At 76.1% G+C, this 16,864-nt stretch carries 11 protein-coding genes and 2 pseudogenes; 7 read left to right on the forward strand and 6 right to left on the reverse strand.

From position 1 onward, the window contains the following. The first annotated feature begins 44 nt into the window (after nt 1–44). The 4 genes from V6U79_RS02890 to pspM all read left to right on the forward strand — a co-directional run bounded on the left by V6U79_RS02890 (nt 45) and on the right by pspM (nt 3,070). Nucleotides 45–602 (forward strand): CinA family protein, encoded by a 558-nt coding sequence (locus V6U79_RS02890; RefSeq protein WP_334523220.1) that lies wholly within the window; start codon nt 45–47, stop codon nt 600–602. A gap of 164 nt (nt 603–766) precedes the next feature. Then, nucleotides 767–1,198: a helix-turn-helix domain-containing protein gene (locus V6U79_RS02895; RefSeq protein ID WP_334523223.1), complete on the forward strand. Its 432-nt coding sequence runs from the start codon at nt 767–769 to the stop codon at nt 1,196–1,198. Nucleotides 1,199–1,388: 190 nt separating this feature from the next. Continuing rightward, nucleotides 1,389–2,261 carry a PspA/IM30 family protein gene (locus V6U79_RS02900; RefSeq protein WP_334613355.1) on the forward strand — a complete coding sequence of 291 codons (873 nt, stop codon included), beginning with the start codon at nt 1,389–1,391 and terminating at the stop codon, nt 2,259–2,261. A gap of 23 nt (nt 2,262–2,284) precedes the next feature. Next, nucleotides 2,285–3,070: a phage shock envelope stress response protein PspM gene (pspM, locus tag V6U79_RS02905; RefSeq protein ID WP_334613357.1), complete on the forward strand. Its 786-nt coding sequence runs from the start codon at nt 2,285–2,287 to the stop codon at nt 3,068–3,070. A 12-nt stretch (nt 3,071–3,082) separates the two neighbouring features. On the opposite strand, the gene V6U79_RS02910 is transcribed toward pspM, so the two are convergent. Both V6U79_RS02910 and V6U79_RS02915 read right to left on the reverse strand, forming a co-directional pair. Next, entirely contained in the window at nt 3,083–6,658 is a 3,576-nt protein-coding gene (locus V6U79_RS02910) for a hypothetical protein (protein ID WP_442933740.1), read from the reverse strand. A gap of 183 nt (nt 6,659–6,841) precedes the next feature. Beyond that, nucleotides 6,842–7,645, reverse strand: a complete 804-nt coding sequence (locus tag V6U79_RS02915) for a DNA-formamidopyrimidine glycosylase family protein (protein ID WP_334523231.1) — start codon at nt 7,643–7,645, stop codon at nt 6,842–6,844. Nucleotides 7,646–7,753: 108 nt separating this feature from the next. On the opposite strand from V6U79_RS02915, the gene V6U79_RS02920 reads away from it, so the two are divergent. After that, nucleotides 7,754–9,043 carry a DUF8814 domain-containing protein gene (locus V6U79_RS02920; protein ID WP_334613358.1) on the forward strand — a complete coding sequence of 430 codons (1,290 nt, stop codon included), beginning with the start codon at nt 7,754–7,756 and terminating at the stop codon, nt 9,041–9,043. Nucleotides 9,044–9,102: 59 nt separating this feature from the next. Here V6U79_RS02920 and V6U79_RS02925 read toward each other — a convergent pair whose 3' ends face one another. Together V6U79_RS02925 and V6U79_RS02930 are read right to left on the reverse strand one after the other, a co-directional pair. Then, entirely contained in the window at nt 9,103–9,345 is a 243-nt protein-coding gene (locus V6U79_RS02925; RefSeq protein WP_334523237.1) for a CPCC family cysteine-rich protein, read from the reverse strand. A 35-nt stretch (nt 9,346–9,380) separates the two neighbouring features. After that, a complete protein-coding gene (locus tag V6U79_RS02930) occupies nt 9,381–10,175 on the reverse strand; it encodes an SAM hydrolase/SAM-dependent halogenase family protein (protein ID WP_334523239.1) in 795 nt (264 codons plus the stop codon). Nucleotides 10,176–10,275: 100 nt separating this feature from the next. Here V6U79_RS02930 and V6U79_RS02935 point away from each other — a divergent pair, with 100 nt between their 5' ends. After that, nucleotides 10,276–10,827, forward strand: a complete 552-nt coding sequence (locus V6U79_RS02935; RefSeq protein WP_334523242.1) for a hypothetical protein — start codon at nt 10,276–10,278, stop codon at nt 10,825–10,827. A gap of 359 nt (nt 10,828–11,186) precedes the next feature. Here V6U79_RS02935 and V6U79_RS02940 read toward each other — a convergent pair. Continuing rightward, nucleotides 11,187–14,810 (reverse strand): annotated as a pseudogene (locus V6U79_RS02940) (Lhr family helicase); the annotation flags it as partial. Nucleotides 14,811–15,023: 213 nt separating this feature from the next. Then, nucleotides 15,024–16,034, reverse strand: a pseudogene (locus V6U79_RS02945) (DEAD/DEAH box helicase); the annotation flags it as partial. 170 nt (nt 16,035–16,204) lie between these two features. On the opposite strand from V6U79_RS02945, the gene V6U79_RS02950 reads away from it, so the two are divergent. Then, on the forward strand, nt 16,205–16,591 hold the full coding sequence (locus V6U79_RS02950) for a hypothetical protein (RefSeq protein ID WP_334527734.1): 387 nt from the start codon (nt 16,205–16,207) through the stop codon (nt 16,589–16,591). Nucleotides 16,592–16,864 lie beyond the last annotated feature (273 nt).

Consider the following 16,864-nt stretch of genomic DNA (forward strand, 5'->3'; position numbering starts at 1 on the left):
CGGAGGACGAGTAGCGGCGGCGCGGCGGGGAAGGTAACTCCGACATGAGTACGGACGCGAACGGAGAACGGTCACCGGGCAGCTCGGCGGCCCGGGTGGTGCACCAACTGCACGAGCGGCGCGGCACGCTGGCCACGGTCGAATCCCTCACCGGCGGGTTGCTCTCCGCCGCGATCGTCGACATCGCCGGGGTGAGCGGGGTCTACCGAGGTGGCCTGGTCACCTACGCCACCGAGCTGAAGTCGGAGCTGGCCGGAGTGCCGGCGGAGCTGCTGGCCGAGCGCGGACCGGTCGACCCCGACGTGGCGGCGGCGCTCGCCGAGGGCGGGCGGCGACGGTGCGGGGCCGACTGGGGGCTCGCCACCACCGGCGTGGCCGGGCCGGAGCCGCAGGACGGCAAGCCGGTCGGCCTGGTCTACGTCGCGGCGGCCGGGCCGGCGGGCACGACGGTGCGTCGGCTGGACCTCGACGGTGGGCGGGACCACATCCGCGCCGCCGCGGTCATCGAGGCGCTCCGGCTGCTCGCCGAGCGGATCGAGGCCACCGCGCCGGAGTCCGGTCCGGTGGACGACGCCGACGCCGCCCCCGCCGGGCGGCGGTGAACCCGGTGACGCGATCCGACGGCCGGGGTGGGATGTCGTCGGGCCGGTCAACGGGTACGGTTGCGGGAAGGCTCCGGCGCTCGACGCCGGCGGCGGCGCGGAAGCCCGCGCCCGACGCCGGTCCGCGCGGCGGAGCGGAGGTTTTCCCGTCAGGGGGAGGTGCCATGGTCCTGCTACGCCGAGTCATCGGTGACGCACTGCGGGCGCGCCGACAGGGTCAGCACCGCACCCTGCGCGAGGTCTCCACCGCCGCCAACGTCAGCCTCGGCTACCTGTCCGAGATCGAGCGCGGCCAGAAGGAGCCCTCCAGCGAGCTGCTGGCCGCCATCTGCGACGCGCTCGGCGCCCGCCTCTCCGAGCTGCTGCGCGAGGTCAGCGACACCGTCGCCCTCGCCGAGCAGATGCCGGGCGTGCTGGTCCCGGTGCAGGACGAGCCGGTGCCCACCGCGGTACGCAAGCCGGCCAACCGGGGCGTGCGCCAGGTGAGCTCGGACGGCAAGGTCGCCGTCCAGGTCCGCCAGGACTCCCCGCTCAAGGCCACCCTGCGCAGCACCCGGGTCCGCCCCAGCGAGCGGGACGTGGTCTGCGCCGCCTGAGCGGCTCACCTCGCCGCGTGGCCGGTGCGCTCCGCGCCGCGTAGGGTTGATCGCGGGCCGTGTGACGACTCCCGCGGTACGGACGCCCGGATGGCGCCCGACTGCGACGATGGGGGCACGGCGCGCCGGCCGATCGGCCCGGTCCGCCCGGGGCGAGGCGCAGCGACGCTACTGAGGGGATACCGCGGAGATGGCGAACCCGTTCGTCAAGGGCTGGCACTACCTGATGGCGCTCTTCGGTGCGAAGATCGACGAGCACGCCGATCCCAAGGTGCAGATCCAGCAGGCCGTCGAGGAGGCGCAGCGACAGCACCAGGCGCTGGTGCAGCAGGCCGCCGCGGTGATCGGCAACCAGCGTCAGCTGGAGATGAAGCTCTCCCGGCAGATGTCCGAGGTCGAGAAGCTCCAGGGCATGGCCCGGCAGGCGCTGGTCCTCGCCGACCAGGCCCGCGCCCGGGGCGACGAGACCGAGGCCGGCCGGTACGAACAGACCGCCCAGGTGCTCGCCACCCAGCTGGTCTCCGCCGAGCAGGCCACCGAGGACCTCAAGACCCTGCACGACCAGGCGCTCGGCGCGGCCGCCCAGGCCCGCCGCGCCGTCGAGAACAACTCGATGATCCTCCAGCAGAAGCTCGCCGAGCGCACCAAGCTGCTCAGCCAGCTGGAGCAGGCCAAGATGCAGGAGAGCGTGGCCCGCTCGCTGGAGTCGATGTCCTCGACGACCGCCCCCGGCAACACCCCCTCCCTGGACGAGGTGCGGGACCGCATCGAGCGGCGCTACGCCAACGCGATGGGCCGGGCCGAGCTGGCCGGCAACTCCGTCGAGGGGCGGATGCTGGAGGTACAGAAGTCGAGCCTCGACAGCGCCGGGTCGTCCCGGCTGGAGCAGATCCGGGCGAGCATGGCCGGTGAGCAGCTCGCCGGCGCGCCGGACCGGACCGCGACGCCGCAGGGCCAGCCGGCCAAGCCGGCCGGCGACCCGGCCGCCGCGGCCCGGCTGGACGAGATCCGGTCCAGCATGACCCGCGAGCGGGGCACCGGAGACACCACCGCCGCCAGCTGAGGCGACGGCACGAGGAGGTACGGGTGGCGGACGAGCGGACGCGACACTTCCGACGGCTGCGCCGGCTGCGGCGATCCGCCCGCCGGTGGAGCGTAATGGCCGGTGGGCTCGGCGGCACGGCTGCCGTGCTGACCCCGTACGCCGGGCTCGGGCTGCCCGACGCGGCCTGGGCCGGCGCCGCGGGCAGCGCGGTGGTCCTGGCCGCCTGGCGCTGGGTCGACCTGCGGGCCCTCGCGGCCCGGCCGGCCCCGCCCGCGGTCGACCCGGCCGAGGCCGCCGCCCGCTCCCGGGCCCGGCTGGTCGCCGCGGTCGAGCGGCTCCCCGTCGGCCCTGGCGTGCTGGCCGAGGTGCGGCGGCTGCGGTCCCGGCTGGCCCTGCGCGGCACCACCGCCGCCGAGTCCTGGGCCCGGCTGGACCGGGCGGCGCTCACCCTGGCCGGGATGACGCCCCGGTTGACCGGGCTGGCCGAGCCGGCGGTGCTGGAGGCCGCCGCCGCCGACCGCTCCCTGCGCGACCTGGCCAACCGGGTGGCCAGCGTGGAACGGGCCCTCCGGCTGGCGCCGGTCGAGGCCCGGCCCCGGCTCGCCGAGTCGCACCGCGCCCTGGTCGGTCAGCTGGAGACCGGTGTGACCGCCTACGAGGGGCTGGTGGCCGCCGCCGCCGGGTACATCGCCGAGGACGTCCGCCCCAGCGGCGAGCACGTCGCGGCCTCCCGCCTGACGGAGGCGACCGACCTCCTGCACGGGGTGGCCGCCGCCCTCGCGGAGCTGCGCGCCGGCAAGGGCCCGGTGCGTTTCCCCGCGCGCTGACCGCACCTCGCGTCACGGCGGGGTGCTGACCGGCACCGGGCCGCTGAACGGTGAGCTGCCGACCACGTTGTACGAGCGGATCCGGTAGTGGTAGGTGACCCCGCGCGCCAGCCCGGTGTTGGTGAAGACGCGACCGGTCACGGTGAAGGTGGCCACGTCGCGGCTGAACGCCGCGTCCACCGCCCGCTGCACGATGACGCCCGAGCCCGGGCCGCCGGGGCTGCCGGCCGCCCAGCTCAGCACCACGGTCGCGGTGTCCGGCGCGGGCGCGCTGACGACCGCGGCCACCCCGGTCGGCACCGCCGGGGCGGGCGGGGTGGTCACGGTGGCGACCGTCGACCAGGGCGACGCGGCGCCGAGGTACGTGGTCCGCACCCGGTAGTAGTACGTGGTGTCCGGGGCGATCACCGGATCCAGGTGGTTCTCCGCCACCCCGATCGCGGTGGTGCCCGGGCCGCTGGTGAACGTCGGGTTGGTGGCCCGCTGCACGTCGACGCCGGTGGCGAAGGAACGGTTGGCCCAGCGCAGCGCGATCCGCAGCGGGGCGGCCGGCGGGATCGCCGCGGTCAGCCCGGTGGGCGCGGTGAGGCGGACCGCGGCCGGCACGCTGTTCGACCAGGCCGAGCAGCTCACCGCGTTCTCCGCCCGGATCCGGTAGTGGTAGGTCACCCCCGGGGTCACCGTGGCGTCGGTGTACCGGGACGCGGTGGCGGCCACGGTGATCGCGGTGAGCCCCTCGGTGAAACCGGCGTGGGTGGCCCGCTGGAGCAGGTGGCTGGTGGCCGGCGGCCGGCTGCCGTTGCCCGTCCAGGCCAGCGCGATCGCCGGCAGCGCGGTCGCCGAGCCCGGCACCGGCGTGGCGGTCAGCCCGGTCGGCGCCCTGGGGGAGACCCGCAGCACCAGTGGCCGGCTCATGCCCAGGTCCCGCAGCCCCGCCGCGGCGCTCTGCCAGCGGTACTCCCAGCCCAGGTTGACCAGCTGGTTGAGCACCGGCCGCCCGTCCGGCGGGCCGCCGATCCGGGCACCCGCGGGTCGGGTCGGGTCGAGCAGCCGTACGCTGTCGCCGACCTTGAACGGCAGCGGCGGCACCGCCGGGCGCAGCGCCACGATCACGTCCTCGGCCGGGTTCACCCGCACGGTCTCCTTCCAGCCCAGCTCGCCCGGGTCCGGCGGCCGGACCGTGCCGTCCCACCCGACCCGGTTGACCACCTGCAGGTCGGCGCCGCTGAGGTGCACCGGGTGGGTCTGCCGGCCCGTCCCGCAGAGCCGCCACAGCTGCGTGCCGTCCGCCGCGCCGCCCACCGGCAGGGTCGGGTCGGCCGCGAAGAGGACCTCGGTGGCCGGTTCGGTCGGGTCCAGCGGTACGGCCGTCGGGCCGAGCGCGCCCCCGGACGGCTGGGCGACGCCGAGCCGCCCGGCGAGCCGCCCGTGGCCGGGCTCGAAGACCTGCCCGACGCTCTTCACCTCCACCGGCAGGGTGACCGGGGCGGGGGCGCCGGTCGGGGTGAAGCTGACCGAGGTGGCGTGCGCCGGCACCACCGTGCGCACCGGGGTGCGGGTGCCGAAGGCCCGGTCGTACTCGGGCTGCGGCACGATCGGCGGCCGCTGGCTGGCCGCGTACGCCGCGGGGAGCCGGTCGGTCAGCCGGGCCAGGTCGTACGGGGCGGCGGGGGCGCCGGCCACCCGGATCTGGAGCACCGTGCGGGTGTTCGGGCCGTACCCGGGGCGGGTGCCGACGAGCCCACCCTCGGCGGTGCGGTCCGGGGCGTCGGTGTGGTGGTCGTACCGGGGGTCGAAGCGGGGCAGCGGGGCCGGGCAGTCGTTGTAGAGGATCAGGGTGCCGCCCGGCGGCACGGTGGAGAAGTCCACGACCACGTCGGCCCGCTCGCCGGGGGCGAGCAGCAGCGCGTGCCCGTCCACGTTGAGCACCGTCGGGTCGCCGCGGTCGTACCGGTAGCCGATCGGCCGGTTCGGCACCACCACGGGCGCCGGGAGCAGCCCGCACTCGTTGCCGATGAGGATCATGCGGGGGCCGGCCGTCCGGGGGTCGGGCACGCCGCTCTCGCGTCCGTCGGTCGGCCACCCGTCCGGCCGCCCCGGCATCCGCACCGCCGCCACCATCCGCACCTCACCGGCGCCGGCGTCGGCCAGCCCGCCGTCGGCCTGCCACATCGGCCCGTCCGAGCGGGCCCGGTAGAGCGCCAGGTTGAGGCTGCGGTCGGCGCAGGCGTTGAGGATCCGGAACCGGTACGCCCTCGGCTGCACCGTCAGGTACGGGTACGCGGTCCCGTTGACCAGCACGGTGTCGCCGTACGCGTCGGGGACCGCCGACGGGTGCGGCACGCCGGGCGCGCGGGGTGGCTCCTCCGGCGCGACGACCGGGTCGTGGTGCGGGTTCTCCACGGTCGAGACGTCGCCGAGCCGGCCGGGCAGCCACGGGCCGTAGTCCCACCGGCCGGTCGGGTTGCGCCCGGAGCCCTGGTACGGGTTCTGCCGAGGCTGGTAGACGTGCGGGTGCCAGAGGTTGCCGCGGGCGCCCCACCGGTCCCGGTCCCAGGTCGGGTCCTGCGCGGCGAGCTGGGCGTCGTCGGGCACGAAGGTCCGGTCCTGGATCACCAGCGGCAGCTGGTCGGCCGGGAGCACGCCGTCGGCGACCAGCCGCTCCTCGGCCGGGTCGGTGAGCAGGTAGAGCGCCACCTGACCGGAGTGGACGGTCAACCGGGACAGCCCGAGGGTGTTGTCGTGCAGCCACATCAGCCGGCCGCTCTGCTCGTTCGGGTAGTACAGCGTGGTGGCGCCGGCCCCCGGGTGCGGCATGTCCGGCACGTGGGTCAGCCCCGGCCCGGTCGGGTACGGGGTGATCTCGCCCGCCGGGGTGACCCACTGCCACGGGTTGCCGGCGCTGATCCAGCCGGTGTGCGCCCCGGCCAGGTGGGGGACCGCCCGGTTCTGCGGATAGGGCGCCGGCCCGTCCAGCGGCCCGGTGCCGGCGCCGTCCAGCGTCGGGTCGACCGGCAGGAAGAGTTCGCCGGCCCGCCCGGTGGGGAGCTGGTTGATGAACTTGACCCGGACCGGCCGTCCCCGCCGCGCCATGATGACCGGCCCCAGGTGGTACGGCCGCCCCGGCGGCGCGACGGTGTTGTGGCCGTCCGCGTCGGTGCCGAGGTTGAGCTGCCGGTAGCCGCGCAGCCGGGTGGTCGGCAGGTCGCGGTGCAGCCGTTGGGTGTACTCCCGCAGCCCGATCTCGTAGTAGTCGCAGCCCGGGTAGCTGATCGTGTCCGGCACCGCGACCGGCAGGTGGCTGCCCAGCTCGTTGCGGCCGAGCGGGCCGGGCAGCGGCAGCGCGTCGACGAACTTGCGCACGCCGGTGCCGGTGGCCACCCGGCCGCGCGCGTCGAGCGCCGGCAGGGGACTGGACGCGAAATTCGGCACCGGGCCGAAGCAGCGCGGCACGGCGGCCGGGTCGAGGCTGGCCGGGGCGGGACCGTTCTCCTCGGAGGAGCGCGCGGTGGGCGCGGACGGTGGGCGCGCGGCGGTCCGGACGGCACGGCCCGCCCAGCCGGGCCGGAACATGCGGAACAGGGCCATGGCTCTCCCCGGGGTCGGGGCCGGTACGTCCGCCACCCCGGCGTGGTGGGCGTACCCGCTGCTGACGATCGGTGAGCGGTTCACCGCAGCATGCGACGCCGGGGGTCCGGGAGGGAATTACCTGTTCGTCCGTATCTCGGGGGTAACTTGCCGTTTCGTGGAAGTTCCACGGCGGGACGGCGCTCAGGAGCGCTCCGGCTGGCAGCGCGGGCACCAGTAGGTGACCCGCTCGCCCAGCTCCTCCTTGCGGATGGCGGTGCCGCAGCGCCGGCACGGCTGCGCCCGCCGGCCATAGACGTAGCTGGTTCGCCCGCGCAGCAGCGAACCGGTGGTGCTCTGCGTCCAGCGGCCCCGGTTGGCGGCGAGCAGCCGCTGGGCCAGGGCGACCGTGCCGGCCAGGTCCCGCACCGCGCCGACCGGCGTCCACGGCGAGATGCCGCGCAGGAAGAGCAGCTCGCACTTGTAGAGGTTGCCCACCCCGGCCAGGTTGCGCTGGTCCAGCAGGGCCTCACCGATCGTGACGTCCGGGTGGGCGGCGAGCCGGCGGACCGCCTCGGCGGGATCCCAGTCCGGGCCGAGCAGGTCCGGGCCGAGGTGGCCGACCAGGGACTCCTCCTCGGCGGTCGGCACCAGGGTCAGCTCGTGCAGGTGGTAGCCGACGGCGACGGCGCCCGCGCTGCGCAGCACCACCCGGATCAGGTGCGCCGGCCGGGCCGTCCAGCGTTCCTCCGGCGCGTACGCCCGCCAGGCGCCGTCCATCCGCAGGTGCGAGTGCAGCGTCCAGTGTTCCGGGCCGGACCGCTCCCCGGGGTCGGCCAGGCGCAGCAGCAGATGCTTGCCGCGGCTGGCCGACTCGCGCACCGTCCAGCCGGTCAGGTCGGTGGTGGCCAGCTGCGGCACCCGGAAGTCGCTGCCGGTGAGCCGTGCCCCGGCCAGCGCACGGTGCAGCACGCGGGCGGTGTTCCAGACGGTGTCGCCTTCGGGCACCCCACCATCCTCTCTCGCCCGAGCGAAATTCGCATGTGTCGCTATATGTATGGCGCTTCCTCTGGATCTCCTGACAACGCACTATCAGGGGGTTCTGAGGAGAATGCCATGCCCTGTCCCCGTCGTACCCGATCATCCGTCTTCGTCGGCGCGCTCACCGTCACCCTCGCCGCGACCCTCACCCCCGCCGCCGCGCCCGCCGCGCCGCGGACCGCCCCCACCGCCCGGCCCGCGACCGCCGCCCCCGCCGACGCGTGGTCCGGCGCCCCCGCCGCCGGCGCCGAACGCTGGTCCGTCGACCTCGCCGTCGCCGGCGGCGACGACGTCAACGTCCGGGTCACCGCCGGCCGGCTCCGGCTCGCCGACTCCCGCCCGGGCGCCCGCACCCGCCCGGCCGCCGCCGGGGGACCGGTCGCCGAGGGCACCCTGCTCGGCACGCCGCGCGTCCTCGCCCGCCCGGCCACCCGGGTCAGCGCCGCGGTCACCGCCGACCTGGCCGGGGGCGGCGCGGCGCAGGTCCAGGTCCGCAGCTGGCGGACAGCCGGCTGGACCGAGTGGCGCGAGGCCGCCACGGCGGCGGTCTTCGACCGGCCGGTGACCCGGGTCCAGGCCCGGGTGCTGCTCACCGCCCGCAACCCGCGGGCCACTGCGGCGGTACGCGCCGTCGCGCTCACCGCCGACACCGCCGCCGTCGCCGCGGCCGCCACCCCCGGCCGGGTCTACCGGGTCTACGCCACCCGCATCGGCCTGGTCGGCGGGGTGACCGCCAACGGCCGCACCGTCCAGCCCCGCGACCACTTCGCGGCGCTGCCCAGCAGGCGGTCCCTCTCCCCGATCAACACCGGCGACTACACCGTGCGGGTCTGCACCACCAGCGGCAGCCGCTGCGAGTACGCCCCGGTCTGGGACGTCGGCCCGTGGAACACCCGCGACGACTACTGGAACCCCAGCGCCGTGCGGGAGAACTGGAAGAACCTGCCGCAGGGCCGCCCCGAGGCGCAGGCCGCCTACCAGTACGGCTACAACGGCGGACGCGACCAGTTCGGGCGTAGGGTGCTCAACCCGGGCGGCATCGACCTGGCCGACGGCACGTTCTGGGACGGGCTGCTGCTGACCGACAACGCCTGGGTCGACGTGGCGTACCTGTGGACCGGCGGTGGGCCGCGCGGCGTGGTCGGCGACGGCCCGCTCAACATCCGCACCGGCCCCGGCACCGGGTACGGCGTGCGGGGCCTCGCCGCCGAACGGGCCAACGTGCCGATCCAGTGCTACGTCACCGGGCAGCGGATCACCGGGCCGTACCGCACCACCACCCGATGGAACCGGCTGGCCAGCGGGCAGTACGTCAGCCACGCGTACATCTCCGCCGTCTACGGCGGCACCGCCCCGCCCTGCTGATCCACCGTCCGACCGCCGTCCCGGCGGGCGCCGTCACGCGCCCGACGGGGCGGCTCCGGTCAGGGGCGCTCGTCGGGGTGGGGCGCGCGGACCATCTCCTGGTAACGCGGGTGGCTGGCGCCGTACACCGCGTAGTTCAGCCGCGCGTCGGTCAGGCTCAGCTCGCCGTTCGGGCCGCCGCGCACCACCTCCGCGTCGGCGTCACCCTGCCCGTCGTCGGTCCAGAAGCAGACCGGGCAGGTGCCCCCACCGGTCCGGGACGCGCAGCAGGGACAGGCGACGGGAACCCACACTTCACCCACCGGAGCAGCATTCCACACCCGAGCGGAACCGGCACTCACCCGTCCTGCTCCGGCCGAAGCCGCACGAGGTCACCGGGAGCGACGCCGAGCAGGTCCGCCGCCCGACCACCGTTGACCGCGACCGCCGGCCGACCGGCGGAGTCCACGAAGAACACCAGCGCCCCGGCCGGGGCGTCACCGAACGTCCGGCCCCGCACCGCCGGATGACCGGCGACCCGGGGCGCGTCACCCAGCGCGTCCAGCAGGTCAGGGCCGGCCGCGAGCTGCACGTTGCCGAAGTGGTCCACGGTGAGCACCTCCACGGTCCACCCGTCGCCGTCCCGACGCGCCACCGGCGCGGGCAGCGTGACCAGAGTGGACGGGTCGACCGGCGGCCCCGCGTCGGACGGCGGCGCGCCGAGAGCGAGCCGGGCCGCGACCGGGGCGAAGACGTCCCGCCCGTGGAAGGTGCGGGAGACCTCGGGCGCCAGCCACTCCGGATTGGTCAGCTCCACCGCCGCGGTGACGCCGCCCAGCGCCGCCGCGGCCGGTGGCAGCAGGCCGTTGTCCGGCCCCACCAGCAGACCGCCCGGGGTGACCAGCGCGATCCCGCGCCGTGGGGTGCCCACACCCGGGTCGACCACGGCCACGTGCACCCCGTACGGCAGGTGCGGCACGGTCTGGGCGAGCACCGCCGCGCCCCGCCGGACGTCGGCGGCGGGCACCAGGTGGGTCACGTCGATCACCCGCGCCGCCGGCGCGATCCGGGCGATCACCCCGTGGCAGGCGGCCACGAACCCGTCGCCGAGGCCGTAGTCGGTGGTCAGCGAGATCCACGCGGTCGGGTTCATGCCGGAAGGCTAGCCGGCGTACCGGCCGGGCTGACCGGCGAACGCAGCCTGGCCGACCGGCGGGTGCCGCCGCGTCGAGGCGGTCAGGCAGACTGCCGGAGTGACGAAACGCCTCCGTGCCCTGCCGGTCGCCCTGTCGGTCCTGGTCGCTCTCGGGCTCTCCGCCTGCGGCAGCGACCCCGGAGACGACTCCGACGGCGGGGCGTGGGCCGACGGCCGGTCCAAGGCCCCCGCGACCAGCGCCGCCGCCCCCGCCGACGCGCCCAACGAGGCCGCCCAGGGCAGGCCCGCCGGCAAGCCGTCGGAGAGTCCGTCCACCCCGCCCTTCACCATGCCGAAGAAGGCCGCCGGCGCACCCACCGCCCGAAAGGTGGTCGACGCCTTCAAGGCCGCCGGGCTGAAGGCGCCGGACGTCCGCGACCGGTCGAAGGACTGCGGCCCGAACGGGGGCGGCATCGGCTGCGCCCAACTGCTCGTCAGCGACGCCGTCTCGGTGTACGTCTTCCCGGACGAGGCGACCGCCACCAACCAGAGCGACGTCTGGGGCGCGGACGCGTACCGGCAGGGGGCGGTGGTGCTGAACTACCTCGGCACCCGGACCGCGGCGGCCGAGCGGAAGCGCTACAACGACGTACTCGCCAAGCTGGGCTGAACCGGCGGCCGGCGGTCCCGCCTCACGCCGCCTCACCCGCGCAGGGCCTGGCCGCCATCGACCGGCGACCCGGGGGCCGGCATGCCGGCGGCCAGCGAGATTTCTTTTTGGGCGTGATACCGCAGAGGCATTTTGATGACTGTGAGGTATCACGCCCAACTCGCCTTCGCCCTGCTGCCGACAACGGCCAGCGGACCGGGCGGCGCTGACGGCGACGGTCGGCGGGACGTGCGGGCCATCGACGAGGAGCGCAAGGGCGCACCTACGCCCCCATGCCCGCGCCGATGAACACGGCGCCGCGACGCCGGCAGCTCCGACGGTGGCGGGGTCGGGGGTCGGGGGTCGGCGGCGGGGCGGGGTCAGCCGCGTAGCCGCAGGCCGCGCGGGGTGGCCCGGAAACCGGCGGCGGTCAGCGCGTCGCGCAGCGGCGAGGAGTGCACCGCCTCACCGTCGGCCCGCTCCACCGATATCGCCCCCAGTGCGCCGGAGTGGACCGCGTCGGCCAGCGCCTTGCCGGCCCCGGCGAGCGCCTCGGCGTCGTCGGTGAAGGAGAGGATGGTCCGTCCGCCCCGCTCGACGTAGAGCACCAGGTCCCCGCCGACCAGCACGACCAGCGCCCCGGCCTTGCGTCCGGCCCGGTGCCCGGTCGCCGGGGCGGCGCCGTCCCCGGAGTCGACGAACCGCTCGGGCCAGGGCAGCGCCGCGCCGTACGGGTTGGCCGGGTCGGTGGCGGCGAGCACCAGCGTCGGCCCGGCCGCCCGGCCCCGCGCCCCGTCGGCCGGGTCGGCCAGCGCCCGGATCCGGTCGACCGCGCCGGGCACCGCGAACTGGGCCGCCCCCAGCCCCTCGACGAAGTAGCCGCGCCGGGCCGCGCCGCGCTCCTCCAGCGCGGAGAGCACCGGGTAGACCGCGGCGAAGCCGCCGACCACCTGCTCGGCCATCACCGCGCCCCGGGTGACCACCCCGTGCCGTTCCAGCAGCAGGTCGGCCAGGGCGGCGGCCCGCCGGGTCGGGTCCATGTCGCGTTCCGGCAGCCGGGACCAGCGGCCGGCGACGGTGGGCGGGCCACCCCGGGTGGGCAGCGCCACCCGGCCCGGTCGGCGGTAGCGGGTGCGCGGCGCGGTCGGCCGGGACCGGTGCGCCCCACCTCCGCCGAGCACCGCCCGCAGTGGGGCGAGCGTGTCGTTGGTGAGGTGGCCGGCCCAGACCAGGTCCCACAGGGCCGCGGTCAGCGCCGTGTCGTCGGTCGAGCCGATCCGGTCGGAGAGCGAGCGGAAGAAGAGCGCCTGCCCCTCGGCGAGCGCGTCGAGCACCGAGGAGTGCAGCGGGGTGAGGGTGAGTGCCTCGTCCGGCGGGGGCAGCAGCAGCGGCGCGACGTCCGCGTACGCGAGCGTCACCCAGCCGTCGCCGCCGGAGATCGCGCCGGAACCCGCCCAGAGCACCTCGCCGCTGGCGCAGAGCTCGTCGAGCTGGGCGGGGGAGTAGTCGGCGACCCGGGCGGGCAGCACCAGCCGCTCCAGCGCGGAGGCCGGGACCGCCGCCCCCTGCAGCTGTTCGAGCGTGGCGGCGAGCGCCTCCACGCCCCGCGCCGACGACCCGACCTGCTGCCAGCGCGGCAGGAACGCGGCGAGCGCCTTCGGCGGAACCGGCTCGATCTCCCGGCGCAACGCGGCCAGGCTGCGCCGGCGCAGCAGCCGCAGCACCTCCGCGTCGCACCACTGGGTGCCGACGGTGTCCGGGGCGAACTCGCCGGAGACCACCCGCCCGGTGGCGGCGAGCCGCCGTAGCGCCTGCTCCACCACGAACACCCCGAGCCCGAACCGGGCGGCGCAGGTCGCCGCCGCGAACGGGCCGTGGGTGCGGGCGTACCGGGCCACCAGGTCGCCGAGCGGGTCGGCCACCGGCGCCAGGTACGCCTCGGCGACCCCGACGGGCAGCGCCACGCCGAGGGCGTCCCGCAGCCGGGCGGCGTCCTCCACGCCGATCCAGCGTTCCTGCCCGGCGATGCGGACCCGCAGCACCCGGCGGGCCGCCTCCAGCTCGGCCAGCCAGGCCACCGGCGCGCCGCGTTCGGCCAGCTCCGCCTCGGAGAGGTCGCCCACCACCCGGAGCAGCTCGACCACGTCCTCCGCGTCGCGGGGACGACGCTGCTCGGTGCGCCAGCGCAGCTGCCGCTCGGTCTCGACGAGCACCGCCGGGTCGAGCAGCTCCCGCAGGTCGACCCGGCCGAGCAGCTCGCCGAGGAGGGCCGAGTCGAGGGCGAGGGCGGCGGCCCGGCGTTCGGCCAGCGGCGCGTCGCCCTCGTAGAGGAAGGCGCCGACGTACCCGAAGAGCAGTGAGCGGGCGAACGGCGACGGGCGTTCGGTCTCCACCTCGACCAGGCGCACCTTCCGGCTGCCCAGGTCGCGCATCAGCTCGGCGAGGGCCGGCTGGTCGAAGACGTCCTGAAGGCATTCCCGGGCGGCCTCCAGGGTGACCGGGAAGTCGGCGTACTCGCGGGCGACGTCGAGCAGCTGGGCGGCCCGCTGGCGCTGCTGCCAGAGCGGCTGCCGGCGGCGCGGGTCCCGGCGGGGCAGCAGCAACGACCGGGCGGCGCATTCCCGGAACCGGGAGGCGAAGAGCGCGGAGGTGCCGACGGACTCCTCGACGAGCTGGGCGATCTCGTCGGGTTCGAAGACCACCACGTCGGCGCCGGGCGGCTCCTCGGCGGTGTCCGGCAGGCGCACCACGATCCCGTCGTCCGCGGGCATCACCTGGGCGTCCACCCCGTACCGTTCGGCCAGCCGCCGCCCGATGGCGAGCGCCCACGGCCCGTTGACCCGGGCGCCGAGGACGCTGTGCACGGCGAGCCGCCAGTCGCCCAGCTCGTCGCGGAACCGCTCGACCACCACCGTCCGGTCGTCGGGCAGGGAGCGGGTCGCGGCCTTCTGCTCGCGCAGGTAGGCCAGCAGGTTGCCGGCGGCCCAGTCGTCCAGCCCGCCAGCGCGCAGCGCGGCGACCGCCGCCTCGTCGTCCTGCCGGAGCAGGGCGCGGACCCGGGCGCCGATGGCCCGACCCAGCTCGACCGGGCGGCCCAGCTGGTCGCCCTTCCAGAACGGCATCCGGGCGGCCTGACCGGGAGCGGGGGAGACCAGCACGCGGTCCGGGGTGATCTCCTCGATCCGCCAGGAGGAGGAGCCGAGCAGGAAGACGTCCCCCACCCGGGACTCGTAGACCATCTCCTCGTCGAGCTCGCCGACCCGGGCGGCGCGTTCCGCCCCGGCCAGGAAGACCCCGAAGAGCCCCCGGTCGGGGATGGTGCCGCCGCTGGTCACCGCGAGCCGCTGGGTGCCGGGGCGACCGGTGAGCACGTCGGCGGCGCGGTCCCACACCAGCCGGGGGCGCAGCTCGGCGAAGGCGGTGGACGGGTAGCGGCCGGAGAGCATGTCGAGCACCGCGTGCAGCGCGGAGTCGGGCAGCTCGGCGAAGGGCGCGGCCCGGCGGACCAGCACGGCGAGGTCGCCGACCCGCCACGGCTCCAGGGCGACCATGGCGACGACCTGTTGGGCCAGCACGTCGAGGGGGTTGCGCGGGTAGTGCAGCTCCTCGATGGCGCCCTCGGCCATCCGCTCGGCCACCACCGTGCAGGAGAGCAGGTCGCCCCGGTGCTTGGGGAAGACCACGCCCCGGGAGACCGCGCCGACCTGGTGCCCGGCCCGGCCGACCCGTTGCAGGCCGGCGGCGACGCTGGGCGGGGCCTCGATCTGCACGACCAGGTCGACCGCGCCCATGTCGATGCCCAGTTCCAGGCTGGAGGTGGCCACCACGGCGGGGAGCTGCCCGGACTTGAGCGCCTCCTCGATGTGCTTGCGCTCCTCCCGGGACACGCTGCCGTGGTGGGCGCGGGCGATCACCGTCGGCGCCCCGGTCGCCGCCCCGGACTGCGCCATCACCTCGGCGGGCGGCCGTCCCGCCCGCACCGGACCGACCGGACCACCCCATCCCTGCGCTCGCCGCGTCGCCCCGCCGTCCCCGGCCGCGGTTCCGCCGCCGTCCGCCGCGCCACCGCCCGCCGGGCGGCCGTCCGCCGCGCCGCCGCCGTCTGACGCGCCGCCGGTCGCCACGCCGTCACCGGCCGTGGGACCGTCGCCGTCCGCCGCGTCGCCGGGCGGCGGGCCGTCGTCCCAGGGCGAACCGCCGGGTACGCCGTGGCGGTCCCCGCCGATTGCCGGGCGTCCACCGCCCGGGCCGCCGGCGCCCGCCAGCTCCTCGGCGGCCAGCTCGTTGAGGCGGGCGCAGAGCCGTTCGGCGCTGCGCCGGGAGTTGGTGAAGACGATGGTCGAGCGGTGCGACCGGATCAGCGAGAGGACCCGCTCCTCCACCGCCGGCCAGATCGACGCCCGGCGCGGACCGGGGCCGCCGAGGTCGTCCTCCGGCTGCTCCTGCTCGTCCAGGCGGGTCATGTCCTCCACCGGGACCTGGACGGTCACCTCGATGGTCTTGGGGGTCGCCGGCTGCACCACGTCGACCGGGCGGGCGCCGCCCAGGAACCGCGCGCAGGCGTCGATCGGTCGCACCGTCGCGGAGAGCCCGATCCGCTGGGCGGGCCGTTCCAGCAGCTCGTCGAGGCGCTCCAGGGAGAGCGCCAGGTGGGCGCCGCGCTTCGTCCCGGCGACCGCGTGCACCTCGTCGACGATTACCGTCTCGACGCCCCGCAGCGAGTCCCGCGCGGCCGAGGTGAGCAGCAGGAACAGCGACTCCGGGGTGGTGATGAGGATGTCCGGCGGGGTGCGGGCGAAGGCGCGTCGCTCGTCGGCGGGGGTGTCGCCGGTGCGCATCCCCACGGTGATCTCCGGCGGGGTGACGCCGAGCCGGGTGGCGGCCTGCCGGATGCCGGTGAGGGGAGTGCGCAGGTTGCGCTCCACGTCCACCGCCAGGGCCTTGAGCGGGCTGACGTAGAGCACCCGGCAGCGTCGCCGGGCCTCGGCGGGCGGCGGCTCCTTGGCCAGCCGGTCGAGCGACCAGAGGAACGCGGCGAGCGTCTTGCCCGAGCCGGTCGGCGCCACGACGAGGGCGTTGCGCCCGGCGGCCACGGACCGCCACGCGCCGGTCTGGGCCGCGGTGGGCGCCTCGAAGGCGGCGGTGAACCACTCCCGGGTCGCCACGCCGAAGCCGGCCATCACCGGCGCCGCGTCCGCCCCGTCCTGGTGTCTCGCCACGCCTCCCATCCTGCCTCGCCGGTACGACATCCGGTCGCGGCCGTGGCCTGGTCTGTCCGGCTGCGAGCCTTACGTGGCGTAAGAGGCACTTGACGTGTTAAGTCTTACTTAACTGCTTGCTTGTGCCCTGCAACATAAAGTAACTTCACCCGCAACGCAACGTCGGGTGGGGGGATCGGATGACCGTCGAGGAGCATGGCTTCGCGCCCGGCACCGACGTGCTCATCCGTAAGGTCGACAGTCATCTCACCGCGCTGCGGGGCAGTCTGCGCGGCCCCGAGCTGGAGCTCGCCGAGGGGCTTGCCCGCTCCCTGCGTGAGCTGGTCATCTCCACCGCCCAGGCCAGCGCCGCCGACCGGGGTCAGGTGCGCGCGGCGGTGCACTACTTCGTGCTGCGCCGGGAGAGCCGGGGCAACCTGCTCTCCGTGCGGTCCCTGGCCGCCGCCCAGCGCGTGGTCAACAAGGTCGTCCGCCAGCTCGGTCGCCCGGAGCTGCTGGTCGAGACCCGGCGGGACCGTCCGGCCCGCGAGACCGCGGTCTCCGCCGGCGACGCCGCGCTGCGCTGACGCCGCTCGCTCTCGCCAGCCACTGTCGGAGGCTGAGGCTGCTGTTCGACGACGGCTGCCGGCCCCGGGATCCTGAGCCTCTCCCGGGACCCTGATTCGTCTACGACATCAGCTCGAAAGCGTGAACACGGGCATCGGGGGTCCGGTGGACGGGCTGAGTCGTTCACGACATCAGCTCTAAAGCGTCAGCACGGCACCGCGGGTGGGGCCGACCCGACGGGCTGAGCCGTCCGCGACATCAGGTCTTGAGCGTCCAACGACGGCACCGCGGGT

It is taken from the genome of Micromonospora psammae (genome assembly GCF_036902725.1).
Classification (GTDB): Bacteria; Actinomycetota; Actinomycetes; order Mycobacteriales; family Micromonosporaceae; genus Micromonospora.

Bases quoted from the DNA above. Each gene is read 5' to 3' on its own strand.
- V6U79_RS02895 (WP_334523223.1), top strand. From the start codon at position 767: ATGGTCCTGCTACGCCGAGTCATCGGTGACGCACTGCGGGCGCGCCGA.
- V6U79_RS02890 (WP_334523220.1), top strand. From the start codon at position 45: ATGAGTACGGACGCGAACGGAGAACGGTCACCGGGCAGCTCGGCGGCC.
- V6U79_RS02930 (WP_334523239.1), bottom strand. From the start codon at position 10,175: ATGAACCCGACCGCGTGGATCTCGCTGACCACCGACTACGGCCTCGGC.
- V6U79_RS02950 (WP_334527734.1), top strand. From the start codon at position 16,205: ATGACCGTCGAGGAGCATGGCTTCGCGCCCGGCACCGACGTGCTCATC.
- V6U79_RS02900 (WP_334613355.1), top strand. From the start codon at position 1,389: ATGGCGAACCCGTTCGTCAAGGGCTGGCACTACCTGATGGCGCTCTTC.
- V6U79_RS02920 (WP_334613358.1), top strand. From the start codon at position 7,754: ATGCCCTGTCCCCGTCGTACCCGATCATCCGTCTTCGTCGGCGCGCTC.
- V6U79_RS02910 (WP_442933740.1), bottom strand. From the start codon at position 6,658: ATGGCCCTGTTCCGCATGTTCCGGCCCGGCTGGGCGGGCCGTGCCGTC.